The following is a 14,240-nucleotide window of genomic DNA, read 5'->3' as shown; positions in this document are numbered from 1 at the left end:
CCTTAAGTTTTATAGGGTTAAACACTGAATGCTGGTGCGAGCAGCGGCTTGCGGGTACAGTCTGGCGACGTTTGCCAGTAGAGGGAGCAGGCCATTTGAATCGCGGTAATACTCAAACTGGTTCGGTAACAGAATTCTTTTGCCCTGGTCGTCCAGCTCCCGATATTTGAGCCAGTTATGGATATCGAACTGGCTGGCGCGAGAGAGCCATCCCCCTGAACCGACGACTTTGCGCACGGTGGTGAGATCGCGACCCATCTGTAAATCCACGTTACCCACGCAGGTACAAACCTGCTTTTTAGTGCCCGCGTGGCGCTCAGCGGCATAGCCCACGCATAAACCTGCCAGCAGGGTGTCGAAATATTTCTCTTCCTCGCTGAGTGGCAGGTAATCCGGTTGCCCAACCAGATGACGTAGGTAGCGGTAAAACGCTTCCTCGCGCTGTGGCTGTTGGGCGAAGATGACTTTCACCATATCCTGCGTGCTTTCTCCCACCACAACGGCGGAAACGCGCATGCCCAGGTCACCTTCAACGGTACGTTTGACGAACGGTTCAGGAACACCATGCAGGACGGTGTCGGGGGAGAGGGTATTCGCGCTGGCCGAATAGACATCCGTGGTGGCTCCGCCCATATCAATCAGCATGAACTCCTTCCATGCGTTGTCGTAATCGCTAATGGCTTTGACTAACTCATAGACTGTCCATGGCGTCGGCATTGGCTCTTCGCCTGTTTCGCCGACAATGACGTCCAGACCTTTACCTTTGACAATGCGTGACAAGAACACATCGCAAATCGCCTGGCGTGCGGCAAACGGATTCGGGTGATCGAGGTCAGGTAAAATGTTGTCTACCGTGGTCAGATCTTTGTCTCCCAGAATCGTTTGAATTTCGTCCTGAATGTCCCGATTTCCGGCGTAGATAATGGCGCAATCAAGCTTTGAGCCTGCCAGAGCGCGCGCATTCGCCAGGCCGTAGCTTTCTTCGCCGCCGTCTGTACCGCCGGTAAACAACAGAATGTCTGGTGGTGATGATTCCAGTTCCTGGATGTCATGACGGTTCAGTTTGTACGAATAATATTGCGCGATTTTCGCTCCTGCCGAATGGGCGGTAACTTTTGCCGATTCCAGCGTAATGGAAGGCACCAGCCCCATTGCTGCTACGGCGAGCCCACCTTTGGCCGAGGAGGAGTATTTCAACTGTACTTCACCACTTTTCAGTAACGGGCGAGCATCGGCAACATTCAGCACCTGATTCAGGCTGGCAAAAAAACCGTCTGCCAGATGATGTGTGGTGGTTGGGGTCAGGACATGGTTTACCAGGGTTAATTCCTCGCCTTCATGAGCAAAGAGGGCAGCCTTGGTCCATGTCGAGCCGATATCGACAGAAACTGTTTGCATCAGATGGCCTCTTCCAGACAACGCTGCTCGAGGCCATTGTGCTGGTGAATATCATTAGTGATAAGCGCGCAGACATCTTCCAGGTCGTGGCTCGGCGCGAAGACGCGGTTAAACCCCATCTCTTTAAATTTCACTTCTACATCGGCGAAGTCATGTTTCCCGACGACCAGGTTGCCGCCGACGTACAGCAGAATGTCGCCGAGGCCACGCTCGATGCAGCGCTCACGTAATCCGAGGCAGTCAATATCACCATGACCGTAGATAGACGACACCACGATGGCATCGGCACCTGTTTCAATTGCGGCATCAATATATTCATCCTGGCTCACCATCACCCCGAGGTTTATTACGTGGAAATTATGAGCCGTGAAAACGCGATCCAGAACTTTATTACCTACTGCATGGCAGTCAGCACCGATGACGCCAATAACAAGTGTAGATTTCTTCATGGGTAATCCTCTGTAGGGCTGATGGTCAATAAGTGAAAATTGTTTTCTAATATTTAGAACATGGAGTGCGACAACCTTTTAATAGGGTTGGAGTTTCTGTGGAAGCGGAAAAGGAAGCAATTGATCTATTTTCAAAATATCCTGCGCAAAATGATTGTTATATTTCTTGGTTATAAAAGATCATTAAAATCAATGTGTTGTTTTTGTTTCTTGTTTCTTTTTTTAATTTGTTAGGGAAATGAGTAATAAATGACTTGCCATGTTTGTGATCGAAATCTTATTTTGTTGCGAAGCTCATTCATGCGGCGCTTTTTATAATTTCAAAAATTATTTCTGCTAAATAACTTGTGAACAGCATAACGGTTTTTTATTTTTTAATCTTATATGGCACAATTATCTTTTGTTAAATTTAAGATAAAAATGATAATGAATTGTTTGTATCAGATTTAATCTTATGTCACATAAAAAAGAGGGAGCAGGTACGATAACTTTCAGTGATGAGTGAAGCGAAGCGCCAACTTTCTGCGGTAAAACCTCAAATGCAATGAGGCGGTCAATGTCAGGCTCTTTCGCTTCTGATTGAGATAGTTACATTACGGTGTTAATCATAAGTAAAATTAAAATGAAAAAATTGTATGAAATAAATATTCACTGACTTGCTAAACAAAAAACTGTGAGCTACCAAGCAATAGTGACTCTTTATCTGTTGGCAAATTTGTCCGTCTGGCCGGTTAAAAGATCGTGTACATTTAAATAAATATCCTATCATTTGTAGTAACGGCAATTACTCATTGAAAAACATGTCGTTAACATGTTGTTTACTAGTCACCTGACTGCTAAACACTATTAACATTGGTTTTGGAAATTGATTTAAATCAATGTTTAAAACTTGGTAAACGATCTCAAAAGAGGTTAAATTGCTGCAGATCAAATTGGTCTGAAAGTGGTAAATTAGCTATAAATTGATCACTATCGAAAAATGCAAATTTACCTCGATAAAAACCTGTTTATTGTAAGGATTTTACGGCGTAATATAATTGCGGGATCAATTTGAGTGTTTTATTAACATGTTTGTAACCTATCGTCATTGTCCTTTCTTCAAACGAGAAGAAAGAGCTGCGGCGGAGGGGAGCAGATAAATTTGTATTGGGGCATGCGTGTGACCCTTTCTAACGGGGTTCACTCTCGGAGTCTTCATGCGATGAGCAAGGAGTCATGATGTTAGATATAGTCGAACTGTCGCGCTTACAGTTTGCCTTGACCGCGATGTACCACTTCCTGTTTGTGCCACTGACGCTTGGTATGGCGTTCTTGTTGGCCATCATGGAAACGGTCTACGTCCTTTCCGGCAAACAGATTTATAAAGATATGACCAAGTTCTGGGGCAAGTTGTTTGGTATCAACTTCGCTCTGGGTGTGGCAACCGGTCTGACCATGGAGTTCCAGTTCGGGACTAACTGGTCCTACTATTCCCACTATGTAGGGGATATTTTCGGTGCGCCGCTGGCGATCGAAGGTTTGATGGCCTTCTTCCTCGAATCCACCTTTGTAGGTCTGTTCTTCTTCGGCTGGGACCGTTTGGGTAAAGTCCAGCATATGTGCGTCACCTGGCTGGTGGCTTTAGGTTCAAACCTGTCCGCACTGTGGATTCTGGTTGCGAACGGCTGGATGCAAAACCCAATCGCCGCGGATTTCAACTTTGAAACCATGCGCATGGAGATGCTGAGCTTCTCTGAACTGGTGCTCAACCCGGTAGCACAGGTGAAATTTGTTCACACTGTCGCCTCTGGTTATGTAACTGGTGCGATGTTCATCCTTGGCATTAGTGCGTATTACATGCTGAAAGGCCGCGACTTCGCTTTCGCAAAACGCTCATTCGCGATTGCTGCCAGCTTCGGTATGGCTGCTGTACTTTCTGTTATCGTTCTGGGTGATGAGTCCGGATACGAAATGGGTGACGTACAGAAAACCAAACTGGCTGCGATCGAAGCCGAGTGGGAAACTCAACCTGCTCCTGCTGCGTTTACTTTGTTCGGTATTCCCGATCAGGATAAACAAGAAAACAAATTTGCGATTCAAATTCCTTATGCGCTGGGCATCATTGCCACCCGCTCTGTTGATACACCGGTCATTGGTCTGAAAGACCTGATGGTGCAACACGAAGAGCGCATCCGTAACGGTATGAAAGCCTATCAGTTGCTGGAAGAACTGCGTGCTGGTAGTACCGATCAGGCCGTTCGCGACCAGTTCAACAGTATGAAGAAAGACCTGGGTTATGGTCTGCTGCTGAAACGCTATACCGATAAAGTCACCGACGCGACGGAAGCGCAAATTCAGCAGGCAACAAAAGATTCTATCCCACGTGTTGCACCGCTTTACTTCGCTTTCCGTATCATGGTGGCGTGCGGCTTCTTGCTGCTGGCAATTATTGCGTTGTCCTTCTGGAGCGTAATTCGTAACCGTATCGGTGAGAAAAAATGGCTGCTGCGTGCGGCGCTTTACGGTATTCCACTGCCGTGGATTGCTGTAGAAGCAGGTTGGTTTGTTGCCGAATATGGTCGTCAGCCATGGGCGATCGGTGAGGTGTTACCAACGGCGGTTGCAAACTCATCGTTAACAGTAGGTGACCTATTGTTCTCCATGATCCTGATTTGTGGCCTGTATACCCTGTTCCTGGTGGCAGAATTGTTCTTAATGTTCAAGTTTGCACGCCTCGGCCCAAGCAGCCTGAAAACCGGTCGCTATCACTTTGAGCAGTCCAATGTGACTTCTCAGCCGGCACGCTAAGACAGGAGTCGTCAAATGATCGATTATGAAGTATTGCGTTTTGTCTGGTGGCTGCTGGTCGGCATTCTGCTGATTGGTTTTGCGGTCACTGATGGCTTCGACATGGGGGTGGGCATGCTCACCCGTTTCCTCGGTCGTAATGATACCGAGCGTCGAATTATGATTAACTCCATCGCCCCGCACTGGGATGGTAACCAGGTGTGGTTGATCACCGCGGGTGGCGCATTGTTCGCTGCCTGGCCGATGGTGTATGCCGCTGCATTCTCCGGTTTCTATGTGGCGATGGTTCTGGTGCTGGCGTCCTTGTTCTTTCGTCCGGTCGGTTTTGATTACCGTTCCAAGATTGAAGACACTCGTTGGCGTAACATGTGGGACTGGGGCATCTTTATTGGTAGCTTCGTTCCACCGTTGGTGATTGGTGTGGCGTTCGGTAACCTGCTGCAAGGGGTTCCGTTCCACATTGATGAGTACCTGCGCCTTTACTACACAGGTAACTTCTTCCAGTTGCTGAATCCGTTTGGTCTGCTGGCGGGTGTCGTGAGCGTTGGGATGATCATCACCCAGGGCGCGACCTATCTGCAGATGCGTACTGTGGGTGAGTTACATCTGCGTACCCGCACCACCGCTCAGGTAGCGGCGCTGGTGACTCTGGTCTGCTTCGCGCTGGCGGGTGTATGGGTGATGTACGGTATTGACGGTTATGTTGTGACTTCTGCAGTTGATCATCATGCGGCGTCTAACCCGCTGACCAAAGAAGTCGCGCGTGAAGCAGGCGCATGGTTGGTGAACTTTAATAATGCACCGATCCTGTGGTTGATTCCGGCACTGGGTGTGGTTCTGCCGCTGTTGACTATCCTGACCTCTCGTATGGAGAAAGGGGCATGGGCGTTCGTCTTCTCCTCACTGACGTTAGCCTGCATCATCCTGACTGCTGGTATTGCAATGTTCCCGTTTGTGATGCCATCCAGCACCATGATGAACGCGAGTCTGACCATGTGGGATGCAACGTCCAGCCAGCTGACGCTGAACGTGATGACCTATGTGGCATGTGTGTTCGTGCCAATTATTCTCCTCTACACCACATGGTGCTACTGGAAGATGTTTGGTCGTATCACCAAAGAAGATATTGAACGTAACACACACTCTCTGTACTAAGTAAGGAGCTTAAAATGTGGTATTTCGCATGGATTTTGGGAACGCTTCTTGCCTGTGCATTTGGGATAATCACAGCGCTGGCGCTTGAGCACGTTGAATCAGGCAAGGCCGGACAAGAAGATAGCTGATGACCAACATTATCGCGATAGTATATGCGGTAATGGACAAGCGCCCCTTGCGGGCGCTTTCCTTTGTGCTGGCAATCGTGTTGGCCGGCTGCATATTCTGGGAACCGTCACGTTTCGCGGCCAAAACCAGTACGCTTGAAATCTGGCATGGTTTTATGCTGATGTGGGCGGTCTGCGCAGGCATCATTCATGGCGTTGGCTTTCGTCCTCGCGCCGTACACTGGCAGGGCATCTTCTGCCCGCTGATCGCAGATATCGTCCTCGTGGTTGGTCTGATTTTCTTCTTCTTTTGAATAAGAAACATCCTTAAATATTTATGGGCTTGCATAAGCCCATAATTTTTTACTCTCCGTTTACTTTCCCCCATTCCAAAGCACCATTCCCGCGCGTATAGTAGCGAAGTTTGAAAGCACTAACCTAATTGCATTACCGGGATGTAAAGTGAAGACAGCGCGATATACAACGACATTCTTGATGCATCGCGGCGGCAAGAACGCGAGTCACCAGGGGCTTACAAAGTTAAGCGACCGGTGTGAGTGGGCAAAGCCAACAAAGAGGCAGTAAGAATGAATAAGTATATTTTCCGATGGCCGGTTCGTGTCTATTATGAAGACACCGATGCCGGTGGGGTGGTTTATCACGCCAGTTACGTCGCTTTTTATGAAAGAGCACGCACAGAGATGCTGCGTCATCATCACTTCAGTCAGCAGGTTCTGTTGGCCGAACGTGTAGCCTTTGTGGTGCGCAAGATGACCCTTGAGTATTTTGCGCCTGCCCGGCTCGACGATATGCTCGAAGTCCAAACCGAAATTACGTCAATGCGTGGCACCTCATTGGTTTTCACGCAACGCATTGTCAACGCAGAGAACACCGTGCTGAATGAAGCCGAAGTTCTGATTGTTTGCGTTGATCCACTCAAAATGAAGCCTCGTGCGCTTCCCAAGTCTATTGTCGCGGAGTTTAAGCAGTGACTGACATGAATATCCTTGATTTGTTCCTGAAGGCAAGCCTTCTGGTTAAACTTATCATGTTGATTTTGATTGGTTTCTCAATCGCATCCTGGGCTATTATTATCCAGCGGACCCGTATTCTTAATGCTGCTTCACGTGAAGCCGAAGCATTTGAAGACAAGTTCTGGTCCGGCATTGAGTTGTCGCGCCTGTACCAGGAAAGTCAGGGGCGTCGTGATAATCTGGCGGGTTCAGAGCAAATTTTTTATAGCGGGTTCAAAGAATTTGCGCGTCTGCATAGGGCGAATAGCCATGCGCCTGAAGCGGTCGTTGAGGGGGCATCCCGTGCGATGCGTATCTCGATGAACCGTGAACTGGAAACGCTGGAAACGCATATTCCATTCCTCGGCACTGTCGGCTCCATCAGCCCGTATATCGGTCTGTTCGGTACCGTTTGGGGGATCATGCACGCCTTTATCGCGCTGGGCGCGGTAAAACAGGCGACGCTGCAAATGGTTGCGCCGGGTATCGCGGAAGCGTTGATTGCAACGGCTATCGGCCTGTTTGCGGCAATTCCGGCGGTTATGGCTTACAACCGACTGAATCAGCGCGTGAACAAGCTGGAACTGAATTACGACAACTTTATGGAAGAGTTCACCGCGATTCTGCACCGCCAGGCGTTTACCGTTAGCGAGAGCAACAAGGGGTAAACCATGGCCAGAACGCGTGGACGAGGTCGTCGCGAACTTAAGTCCGAAATCAATATTGTCCCGCTGCTCGACGTACTGCTGGTGCTGTTGCTGATCTTTATGGCAACCGCGCCGATCATTACGCAGAGTGTGGAAGTTGACCTGCCGGATGCGACCGAATCGCAAGCCGTCAGCAGTAACGACGAGCCACCGGTCATTATTGAAGTTTCCGGTATTGGGCAATACAGCGTGGTCGTTGAGAAAGACAGGATGGATCAACTGCCGCCGGAGCAGGTTATCGCGGAAGCGAAAAGCCGCCTGCAGACCAATCCGAAAACAGTATTTTTAATCGGTGGTGCGAAAGACGTGCCTTATGATGAAATAATTAAAGCGCTGAACTTGTTACACAGTGCAGGCGTAAAATCGGTTGGCCTGATGACGCAGCCAATCTGATGACTGCATATTGCTGGCTTGAAAGATAGCGCGTAACAGGCGAACAGTTTTTGGGAACCGAGAGTGTCAAAGGCAACCGAACAAAACGACAAGCTCAAAAGGGCGATAATTATTTCAGCGGTGCTGCATGTCATTTTATTTGCAGCGCTGATCTGGAGTTCGTTCGATGAGCACATTGATGCTTCAGCCGGCGGCGGTGGCGGTTCGTCTATCGACGCCGTTATGGTCGATCCTGGTGCCGTTGTTCAACAGTACGATCGCCAGCAGCAACAGCAGGCAAGTGCGAAACGTGCAGAAGAACAGCGCGAAAAACAGGCGCAACAGCAAGCAGAGGAACTTCGTGAGAAGCAAGCTGCTGAGCAAGAACGACTGAAGCAACTGGAAAAAGAACGTTTAGCTGCGCAGGAAAAAGTGCGCGAGCAGGCGGAACAGCAGAAGCAAGCAGAGGCCGCCGCCGCGAAAGCGCAAGAACAACAGAAACAGGCTGAAGAGGCTGCGGCGAAGGCTGCTGCAGACGCGAAGGCCAAGGCTGATGCTCAGGCGAAACAAGCGGCAGATGCCGCGAAGAAAGCTGCTGCGGACGCACAGAAAAAAGCTGAGGCAGAAGCCGCTAAAGCCGCTGCTGATGCGAAGAAAGCTGCCGAAGCACAAGCTGCTAAGGCTGCCGCAGATGCTGCGAAGAAAGCGCAGGCTGAAGCCGCTAAGCAAGCAGCAGCCGAGAAAGCTGCCGCTGAGAAAGCAGAAAAAGCCGCCGCCGCGAAAGCAGCCGCTGCTGAAAAGGCTGCCGCTGACAAAAAAGCAGCTGCTGAAAAAGCTGCGGCAGATAAAAAGGCTGCAGCTGAGAAAGCCGCTGCCGATAAGAAAGCTGCAGCAGATAAAGCTGCTGCTGCGAAAAAGGCTGCCGCCGAAAAAGCCGCCGCAGCATCTGGCGTTGACGACTTGTTGGGCGACCTAAGCTCCGGTAAGAATGCACCGAAATCGGGTGGTGGAGCGAAAGGAAACGGCCAACCGGCGAAAGATAGTGGTACAAGTGGTGCAAATGGCGGTGCATCTGGCGCTGATATCAGTGCTTACGCATCTCAAATTCGTAATGCGATTCAGAGCCGTCTGTATGGTGCCGATTTGTATGCGGGAAAATCCTGCGTATTACATATCAAGTTAGCGCCTGATGGTCTGTTACTGGATGTGACCGAAGAGGGCGGGGATCCGGCATTGTGCCAGGCTGCGCTGACGGCTGCGAAAACAGCCAGAATTCCTAAACCGCCTAGCCAGGCTGTTTATGAAAAAGTAAAAGATGCCAAACTGGACTTTAAACTGTAATAACGACCCCTGAGAAATCGGGGGAAACGGTCTAAGGTTGAGACAGTGTTCTGGTAGTTTTGTGTATTTGAGTTTGTTAACATTCTGCTAAATTATCGTGGGCTTTCCGTCCAGATAAGGGAGATATGATGAAGCAGGCATTACGAGTTGCATTTGGTTTTCTGATGCTGTGGGCAGCGGTGCTGCACGCAGAAGTACGTATCGAGATCACCCAAGGGGTGGACTCGGCACGCCCGATTGGTGTTGTCCCCTTCCAGTGGGCAGGACCGGGTGCTGCACCTGAAGATATCGGTGGTATCGTGGGTGCTGACCTGCGAAACAGCGGTAAATTTAACCCATTAGACCGTTCTCGCCTGCCGCAGCAGCCGGGTACCGCGCAGGAAGTTCAACCTGCCGCATGGTCTGCTCTGGGTATTGATGCCGTAGTGGTTGGCCAGGTCACACCGAATCCAGATGGTTCCTACAGTGTTGCTTATCAACTGGTTGATACCGGTGGCGCACCGGGTACCGTACTGGCACAGAACACGTATAAAGTGAACAAGCAGTGGTTGCGTTACGCAGGCCATACCGCAAGTGACGAAGTGTTTGAAAAACTGACCGGTATTAAAGGTGCATTCCGTACCCGTATCGCTTATGTTGTTCAGACTAACGGCGGTCAGTTCCCGTACGAGTTACGCGTGTCCGACTACGATGGCTACAACCAGTTTGTGGTACACCGTTCTCCGCAACCGCTGATGTCTCCGGCGTGGTCTCCGGACGGTTCAAAACTGGCGTACGTAACCTTCGAGAGCGGTCGTTCTGCACTGGTTATTCAGACATTGTCTAATGGCGCAGTTCGTCAGGTAGCGTCGTTCCCACGTCACAACGGTGCACCTGCGTTTTCTCCGGATGGCAGCAAACTGGCGTTTGCCCTGTCTAAAACCGGTAGCCTGAACTTGTATGTCATGGACATTGGTTCCGGTCAGATTCGTCAGGTGACGGATGGTCGCAGCAACAACACGGAACCGACCTGGTTCCCGGACAGCCAAAACCTGGCCTTTACGTCTGACCAGGCTGGTCGTCCGCAGGTATACAAAGTTAACGTTAACGGCGGTGCTCCGCAGCGTATTACCTGGGAAGGTTCGCAAAACCAGGATGCGGATGTGAGCAGCGACGGTAAATTTATGGTAATGGTAAGCTCGGCAAATGGTCAGCAGCACATTGCCAAACAAGATCTGGTAGCGGGTGGCGTACAAGTTCTGTCGTCAACGTTCCTGGACGAAACGCCAAGTCTGGCACCTAACGGCACTATGGTAATCTACAGCTCTTCTCAGGGGATGGGATCCGTGCTGAATTTGGTTTCTACAGATGGGCGTTTCAAAGCGCGTCTTCCGGCAACTGATGGTCAGGTAAAATTCCCTGCCTGGTCGCCGTATCTGTGATAATAAATAATTGATTAATAAAGGAATCATTGAAATGCAACTGAACAAAGTGCTGAAAGGGCTGATGATTGCTCTGCCTGTTATGGCTATTGCGGCATGTTCTTCTAACAAGAACGCCAGCAATGACGGCAGCGAAGGCATGCTGGGTGCCGGCACTGGTATGGATGCAAATGGCAGCGGCAACATGTCTTCTGAAGAGCAAGCGCGTCTTCAGATGCAACAGCTGCAGCAGAACAACATCGTTTACTTCGATCTGGACAAGTACGATATCCGTTCTGACTTCGCTGCAATGCTGGATGCTCACGCTAACTTCCTGCGTAGCAACCCGTCTTACAAAGTCACCGTAGAAGGTCATGCGGACGAACGTGGTACTCCTGAGTACAACATCTCCCTGGGTGAGCGTCGTGCAAACGCCGTTAAGATGTACCTGCAGGGTAAAGGCGTTTCTGCTGACCAGATCTCCATCGTTTCTTACGGTAAAGAAAAACCTGCAGTACTGGGTCATGACGAAGCGGCTTACGCCAAAAACCGTCGCGCCGTACTGGTTTACTAAGAGAATTGCATGAGCAGTAACTTCAGACATCACGTGTTGAGTCTGTCGTTACTGGTTGGCATAGCGGCCCCTTGGGCCGCTTTTGCTCAGGCGCCAATCAGTAGTGTCGGCTCAGGCTCGGTCGAAGACCGTGTCACTCAACTCGAGCGTATTTCTAACGCTCACAGTCAGCTTTTAACCCAACTCCAGCAACAACTCTCCGATAATCAGTCCGATATTGATTCCCTGCGCGGTCAAATTCAGGAAAATCAGTACCAGCTGAATCAGGTTGTTGAGCGCCAGAAGCAAATATTGCTGCAGATGAATAATCTTGGCAGCGGTAGCGCGCCTGCTGCGCAATCTGCAGGTGGCGATCAGAGTGGGGCGGCAACCCCAGCACCTGATGCAGGCGCTGCGACAACGTCAGGGGCGCCCGCGCAAACTGGCGATGCGAATACCGATTACAATGCGGCAATTGCTCTGGTGCAGGATAAATCTCGCCAGGATGACGCGATTGAAGCATTTCAGAACTTCATCAAAAAATACCCGGACTCAACTTACCTGCCCAATGCGAATTATTGGCTGGGTCAGTTGAATTACAATAAGGGTAAAAAAGATGATGCAGCGTTCTATTTTGCTTCGGTAGTAAAAAACTTCCCGAAATCACCGAAGGCTGCAGACGCGATGTACAAAGTCGGCGTCATCATGCAGGACAAAGGTGACACAGCAAAAGCTAAAGCGGTTTATCAGCAGGTTATCACTAAATACCCTGGCACTGATGGCGCGAAACAAGCGCAAAAACGCCTTGGCGCGATGTAATGACCACCACACGACCAGAAATCGTGTTATTTCTGGTCGTGTCGTGTGATTCCTAAGCAGTTGAGTTATTTACATCGAAATTTTTGTTGCGCTAAAATCTGAAATCAGTAATATATGCCGCCGTTGCCAAGGGATATCAAACAAACCAAAAGCAGCGCAAAAGCGGGTCGTTAGCTCAGTTGGTAGAGCAGTTGACTTTTAATCAATTGGTCGCAGGTTCGAATCCTGCACGACCCACCAATCGCTAAGGTGGAACGCGATTGTAAAACGTGAAGGATAACGTTGCGTAAGCAACGGCCCGTAGGGCGAGACGAAGTCGAGTCATCCTGCACGACCCACCACTAACTCAGTTAGTAAGTAGTATCCAGCGTAGTATCGGGTGATTAGCTCAGCTGGGAGAGCACCTCCCTTACAAGGAGGGGGTCGGCGGTTCGATCCCGTCATCACCCACCACTCGGGGCGTTAGCTCAGTTGGTAGAGCAGTTGACTTTTAATCAATTGGTCGCAGGTTCGAATCCTGCACGCCCCACCAACTTTAACATCGTACTCAGATGTTAAACGTGAAGGATAACGTTGCCTAAGCAACGGCCCGTTAGGGCGAGACGAAGTCGAGTCATCCTGCACGCCCCACCAATTTATTGGTGGTACCGAGTAAAAATTTTCAGGTTATCCCGAGCGGGTCGTTAGCTCAGTTGGTAGAGCAGTTGACTTTTAATCAATTGGTCGCAGGTTCGAATCCTGCACGACCCACCATCCTGAAAGTATAAAGAAGTAAACCCCATAAGGGGGCGTTAGCTCAGTTGGTAGAGCAGTTGACTTTTAATCAATTGGTCGCAGGTTCGAATCCTGCACGCCCCACCAGTGTAAAAAAGCGCCCTAAAGGCGCTTTTTTACTATCTGCGATTTAAAAGATTTGAACCTGCAGGCCCGCAGGTCGCCATCCGGCACTCATCACTCTCAATTATTGTGACTTTTCTGCGCCAATCCGCTATCTTGTTTAGCATATAAAACAATTCAAACCGAATATGGCGTGCGTCACGCTTTTAATCGGTTAATTCGTTAAGCCAGTAAAACGAGAAAGCAAGATGAGCGTGATGTTTGATCCAGAAGCAGCAATTTATCCGTTTCCGCCGAAGCCAGGGCCGCTGAGTGTGGATGAAAAGCAATTTTATCGTGAAAAAATCAAGCGCCTGTTGAAAGAGCGTGATGCCGTTATGGTCGCGCACTATTACACCGATCCTGAAATTCAGCAATTGGCCGAAGAGACCGGTGGCTGTATTTCTGATTCTCTGGAGATGGCGCGGTTCGGTGCAAAACACCCAGCTTCTACGCTGCTGGTTGCGGGCGTGAGGTTTATGGGAGAAACCGCCAAAATTCTCAGCCCGGAAAAGACTATCCTTATGCCAACCTTACAGGCGGAATGTTCATTAGATCTGGGCTGTCCGATAGACGCGTTCAGCGCATTCTGCGACGCGCATCCGGATCGTACCGTGGTGGTTTACGCCAATACTTCAGCCGCCGTTAAAGCTCGTGCTGACTGGGTCGTGACCTCCAGTATCGCGGTTGAACTTATTGAGTATCTTGATAGCTTAGGTGAAAAAATCATCTGGGCTCCGGACAGACATCTGGGTAACTACGTGCAGAAACAAACCGGCGCAGATGTGCTCTGCTGGCAGGGGGCCTGTATTGTCCACGACGAGTTTAAAACCCAGGCTTTAACGCGCATGAAAGGACTGTACCCTGATGCTGCGGTGCTGGTGCACCCGGAGTCACCTCAGTCTATCGTTGATATGGCCGATGCGGTTGGCTCAACCAGTCAGCTCATCACCGCAGCTAAATCGTTACCGCATAAGCAGCTGATTGTGGCGACTGACCGGGGCATTTTTTACAAAATGCAGCAGGCCGTTCCGGATAAAGAGCTGCTTGAAGCTCCAACGGCTGGCGAGGGGGCCACCTGTCGTAGCTGCGCGCATTGTCCATGGATGGCGATGAACGGCCTCAAGGCGATTGCTGAGGGGCTGGAGCATGGCGGCGCGGCGCATGAAATACATGTTGATCACGCACTGCGAGAAGGGGCATTGTTGCCATTAAATCGTATGTTGGAATTTGCGGCTACACTACGAGCTTAATACTTTATTT

Annotated in this window: 14 protein-coding genes and 5 tRNA genes; 17 read left to right on the top strand and 2 right to left on the bottom strand. The window is 50.0% G+C overall.

All coding sequences use genetic code 11. The annotated features are described in order from the left end of the window. Positions 1-9: 9 nt before the first annotated feature. Together glmL and glmS are read right to left on the bottom strand one after the other, a co-directional pair. The gene (glmL, locus tag ACU8YC_RS09680) at positions 10-1,398 is read right to left on the bottom strand and encodes a methylaspartate mutase accessory protein GlmL (protein ID WP_187252783.1); all 1,389 of its coding nucleotides are present in this window, start codon (positions 1,396-1,398) and stop codon (positions 10-12) included. Further along, positions 1,398-1,847 carry a methylaspartate mutase subunit S gene (gene glmS, locus ACU8YC_RS09675; protein ID WP_151219560.1) on the bottom strand — a complete coding sequence of 150 codons (450 nt, stop codon included), beginning with the start codon at positions 1,845-1,847 and terminating at the stop codon, positions 1,398-1,400. The genes glmL and glmS overlap by 1 nt, the downstream gene beginning before the upstream one ends. Positions 1,848-3,065: 1,218 nt before the next feature. On the opposite strand from glmS, the gene cydA reads away from it, so the two are divergent. From cydA to nadA, 17 genes are all read left to right on the top strand, one after another. Beyond that, complete coding sequence (gene cydA, locus ACU8YC_RS09670) at positions 3,066-4,634, top strand: cytochrome ubiquinol oxidase subunit I (RefSeq protein WP_151219691.1); 1,569 nt, start codon at positions 3,066-3,068, stop codon at positions 4,632-4,634. 15 nt (positions 4,635-4,649) lie between these two features. Continuing rightward, positions 4,650-5,789, top strand: a complete 1,140-nt coding sequence (cydB, locus tag ACU8YC_RS09665; RefSeq protein ID WP_151219561.1) for a cytochrome d ubiquinol oxidase subunit II — start codon at positions 4,650-4,652, stop codon at positions 5,787-5,789. Positions 5,790-5,803: 14 nt separating this feature from the next. Then, positions 5,804-5,917, top strand: a complete 114-nt coding sequence (cydX, locus tag ACU8YC_RS09660; RefSeq protein ID WP_003022970.1) for a cytochrome bd-I oxidase subunit CydX — start codon at positions 5,804-5,806, stop codon at positions 5,915-5,917. Beyond that, positions 5,917-6,210 carry a cyd operon protein YbgE gene (gene ybgE / locus ACU8YC_RS09655; protein WP_252838019.1) on the top strand — a complete coding sequence of 98 codons (294 nt, stop codon included), beginning with the start codon at positions 5,917-5,919 and terminating at the stop codon, positions 6,208-6,210. Before cydX ends, ybgE begins: the two co-directional genes overlap by 1 nt. A 273-nt stretch (positions 6,211-6,483) precedes the next feature. Continuing rightward, complete coding sequence (ybgC, locus tag ACU8YC_RS09650) at positions 6,484-6,888, top strand: tol-pal system-associated acyl-CoA thioesterase (RefSeq protein WP_045441116.1); 405 nt, start codon at positions 6,484-6,486, stop codon at positions 6,886-6,888. Next, on the top strand, positions 6,885-7,577 hold the full coding sequence (gene tolQ / locus ACU8YC_RS09645) for a Tol-Pal system protein TolQ (protein ID WP_003022976.1): 693 nt from the start codon (positions 6,885-6,887) through the stop codon (positions 7,575-7,577). The genes ybgC and tolQ overlap by 4 nt, the downstream gene beginning before the upstream one ends. A gap of 3 nt (positions 7,578-7,580) precedes the next feature. After that, a complete protein-coding gene (gene tolR / locus ACU8YC_RS09640; protein ID WP_003022978.1) occupies positions 7,581-8,009 on the top strand; it encodes a colicin uptake protein TolR in 429 nt (142 codons plus the stop codon). 63 nt (positions 8,010-8,072) lie between these two features. Beyond that, positions 8,073-9,329 (top strand): cell envelope integrity protein TolA, encoded by a 1,257-nt coding sequence (tolA, locus tag ACU8YC_RS09635; RefSeq protein ID WP_008784157.1) that lies wholly within the window; start codon positions 8,073-8,075, stop codon positions 9,327-9,329. A gap of 128 nt (positions 9,330-9,457) precedes the next feature. Beyond that, positions 9,458-10,750 carry a Tol-Pal system beta propeller repeat protein TolB gene (tolB, locus tag ACU8YC_RS09630; RefSeq protein ID WP_003022981.1) on the top strand — a complete coding sequence of 431 codons (1,293 nt, stop codon included), beginning with the start codon at positions 9,458-9,460 and terminating at the stop codon, positions 10,748-10,750. A gap of 34 nt (positions 10,751-10,784) precedes the next feature. Then, positions 10,785-11,303, top strand: coding sequence for a peptidoglycan-associated lipoprotein Pal (gene pal / locus ACU8YC_RS09625; protein ID WP_003022983.1), 519 nt, complete (start codon positions 10,785-10,787; stop codon positions 11,301-11,303). Positions 11,304-11,312: 9 nt separating this feature from the next. Next, positions 11,313-12,101 carry a cell division protein CpoB gene (cpoB, locus tag ACU8YC_RS09620; RefSeq protein ID WP_151219564.1) on the top strand — a complete coding sequence of 263 codons (789 nt, stop codon included), beginning with the start codon at positions 11,313-11,315 and terminating at the stop codon, positions 12,099-12,101. A 164-nt stretch (positions 12,102-12,265) separates the two neighbouring features. Next, a tRNA-Lys gene (locus ACU8YC_RS09615) sits at positions 12,266-12,341 on the top strand. Between the two features lie 137 nt (positions 12,342-12,478). Next, a tRNA-Val gene (locus ACU8YC_RS09610) sits at positions 12,479-12,554 on the top strand. A gap of 3 nt (positions 12,555-12,557) precedes the next feature. After that, a tRNA-Lys gene (locus ACU8YC_RS09605) sits at positions 12,558-12,633 on the top strand. A 145-nt stretch (positions 12,634-12,778) separates the two neighbouring features. Further along, a tRNA-Lys gene (locus tag ACU8YC_RS09600) sits at positions 12,779-12,854 on the top strand. Between the two features lie 32 nt (positions 12,855-12,886). Continuing rightward, positions 12,887-12,962: transfer RNA gene (locus ACU8YC_RS09595), tRNA-Lys, on the top strand. A gap of 224 nt (positions 12,963-13,186) precedes the next feature. Beyond that, a complete protein-coding gene (gene nadA, locus ACU8YC_RS09590; RefSeq protein ID WP_446895288.1) occupies positions 13,187-14,230 on the top strand; it encodes a quinolinate synthase NadA in 1,044 nt (347 codons plus the stop codon). Positions 14,231-14,240 lie beyond the last annotated feature (10 nt).

It is taken from the genome of Citrobacter sp. VF227 (assembly GCF_052950715.1).
This window is presented reverse-complemented; position numbering and strand designations above follow the sequence as displayed.

Coding starts and splice junctions, on each gene's coding strand:
- ybgC (WP_045441116.1), top strand. CDS start 6,484: ATGAATAAGTATATTTTCCGATGGCCGGTTCGTGTCTATTATGAAGAC.
- cydX (WP_003022970.1), top strand. CDS start 5,804: ATGTGGTATTTCGCATGGATTTTGGGAACGCTTCTTGCCTGTGCATTT.
- tolR (WP_003022978.1), top strand. CDS start 7,581: ATGGCCAGAACGCGTGGACGAGGTCGTCGCGAACTTAAGTCCGAAATC.
- tolB (WP_003022981.1), top strand. CDS start 9,458: ATGAAGCAGGCATTACGAGTTGCATTTGGTTTTCTGATGCTGTGGGCA.
- pal (WP_003022983.1), top strand. CDS start 10,785: ATGCAACTGAACAAAGTGCTGAAAGGGCTGATGATTGCTCTGCCTGTT.
- cydA (WP_151219691.1), top strand. CDS start 3,066: ATGTTAGATATAGTCGAACTGTCGCGCTTACAGTTTGCCTTGACCGCG.
- ybgE (WP_252838019.1), top strand. CDS start 5,917: ATGACCAACATTATCGCGATAGTATATGCGGTAATGGACAAGCGCCCC.
- glmS (WP_151219560.1), bottom strand. CDS start 1,847: ATGAAGAAATCTACACTTGTTATTGGCGTCATCGGTGCTGACTGCCAT.
- cydB (WP_151219561.1), top strand. CDS start 4,650: ATGATCGATTATGAAGTATTGCGTTTTGTCTGGTGGCTGCTGGTCGGC.
- glmL (WP_187252783.1), bottom strand. CDS start 1,398: ATGCAAACAGTTTCTGTCGATATCGGCTCGACATGGACCAAGGCTGCC.
- cpoB (WP_151219564.1), top strand. CDS start 11,313: ATGAGCAGTAACTTCAGACATCACGTGTTGAGTCTGTCGTTACTGGTT.
- nadA (WP_446895288.1), top strand. CDS start 13,187: ATGAGCGTGATGTTTGATCCAGAAGCAGCAATTTATCCGTTTCCGCCG.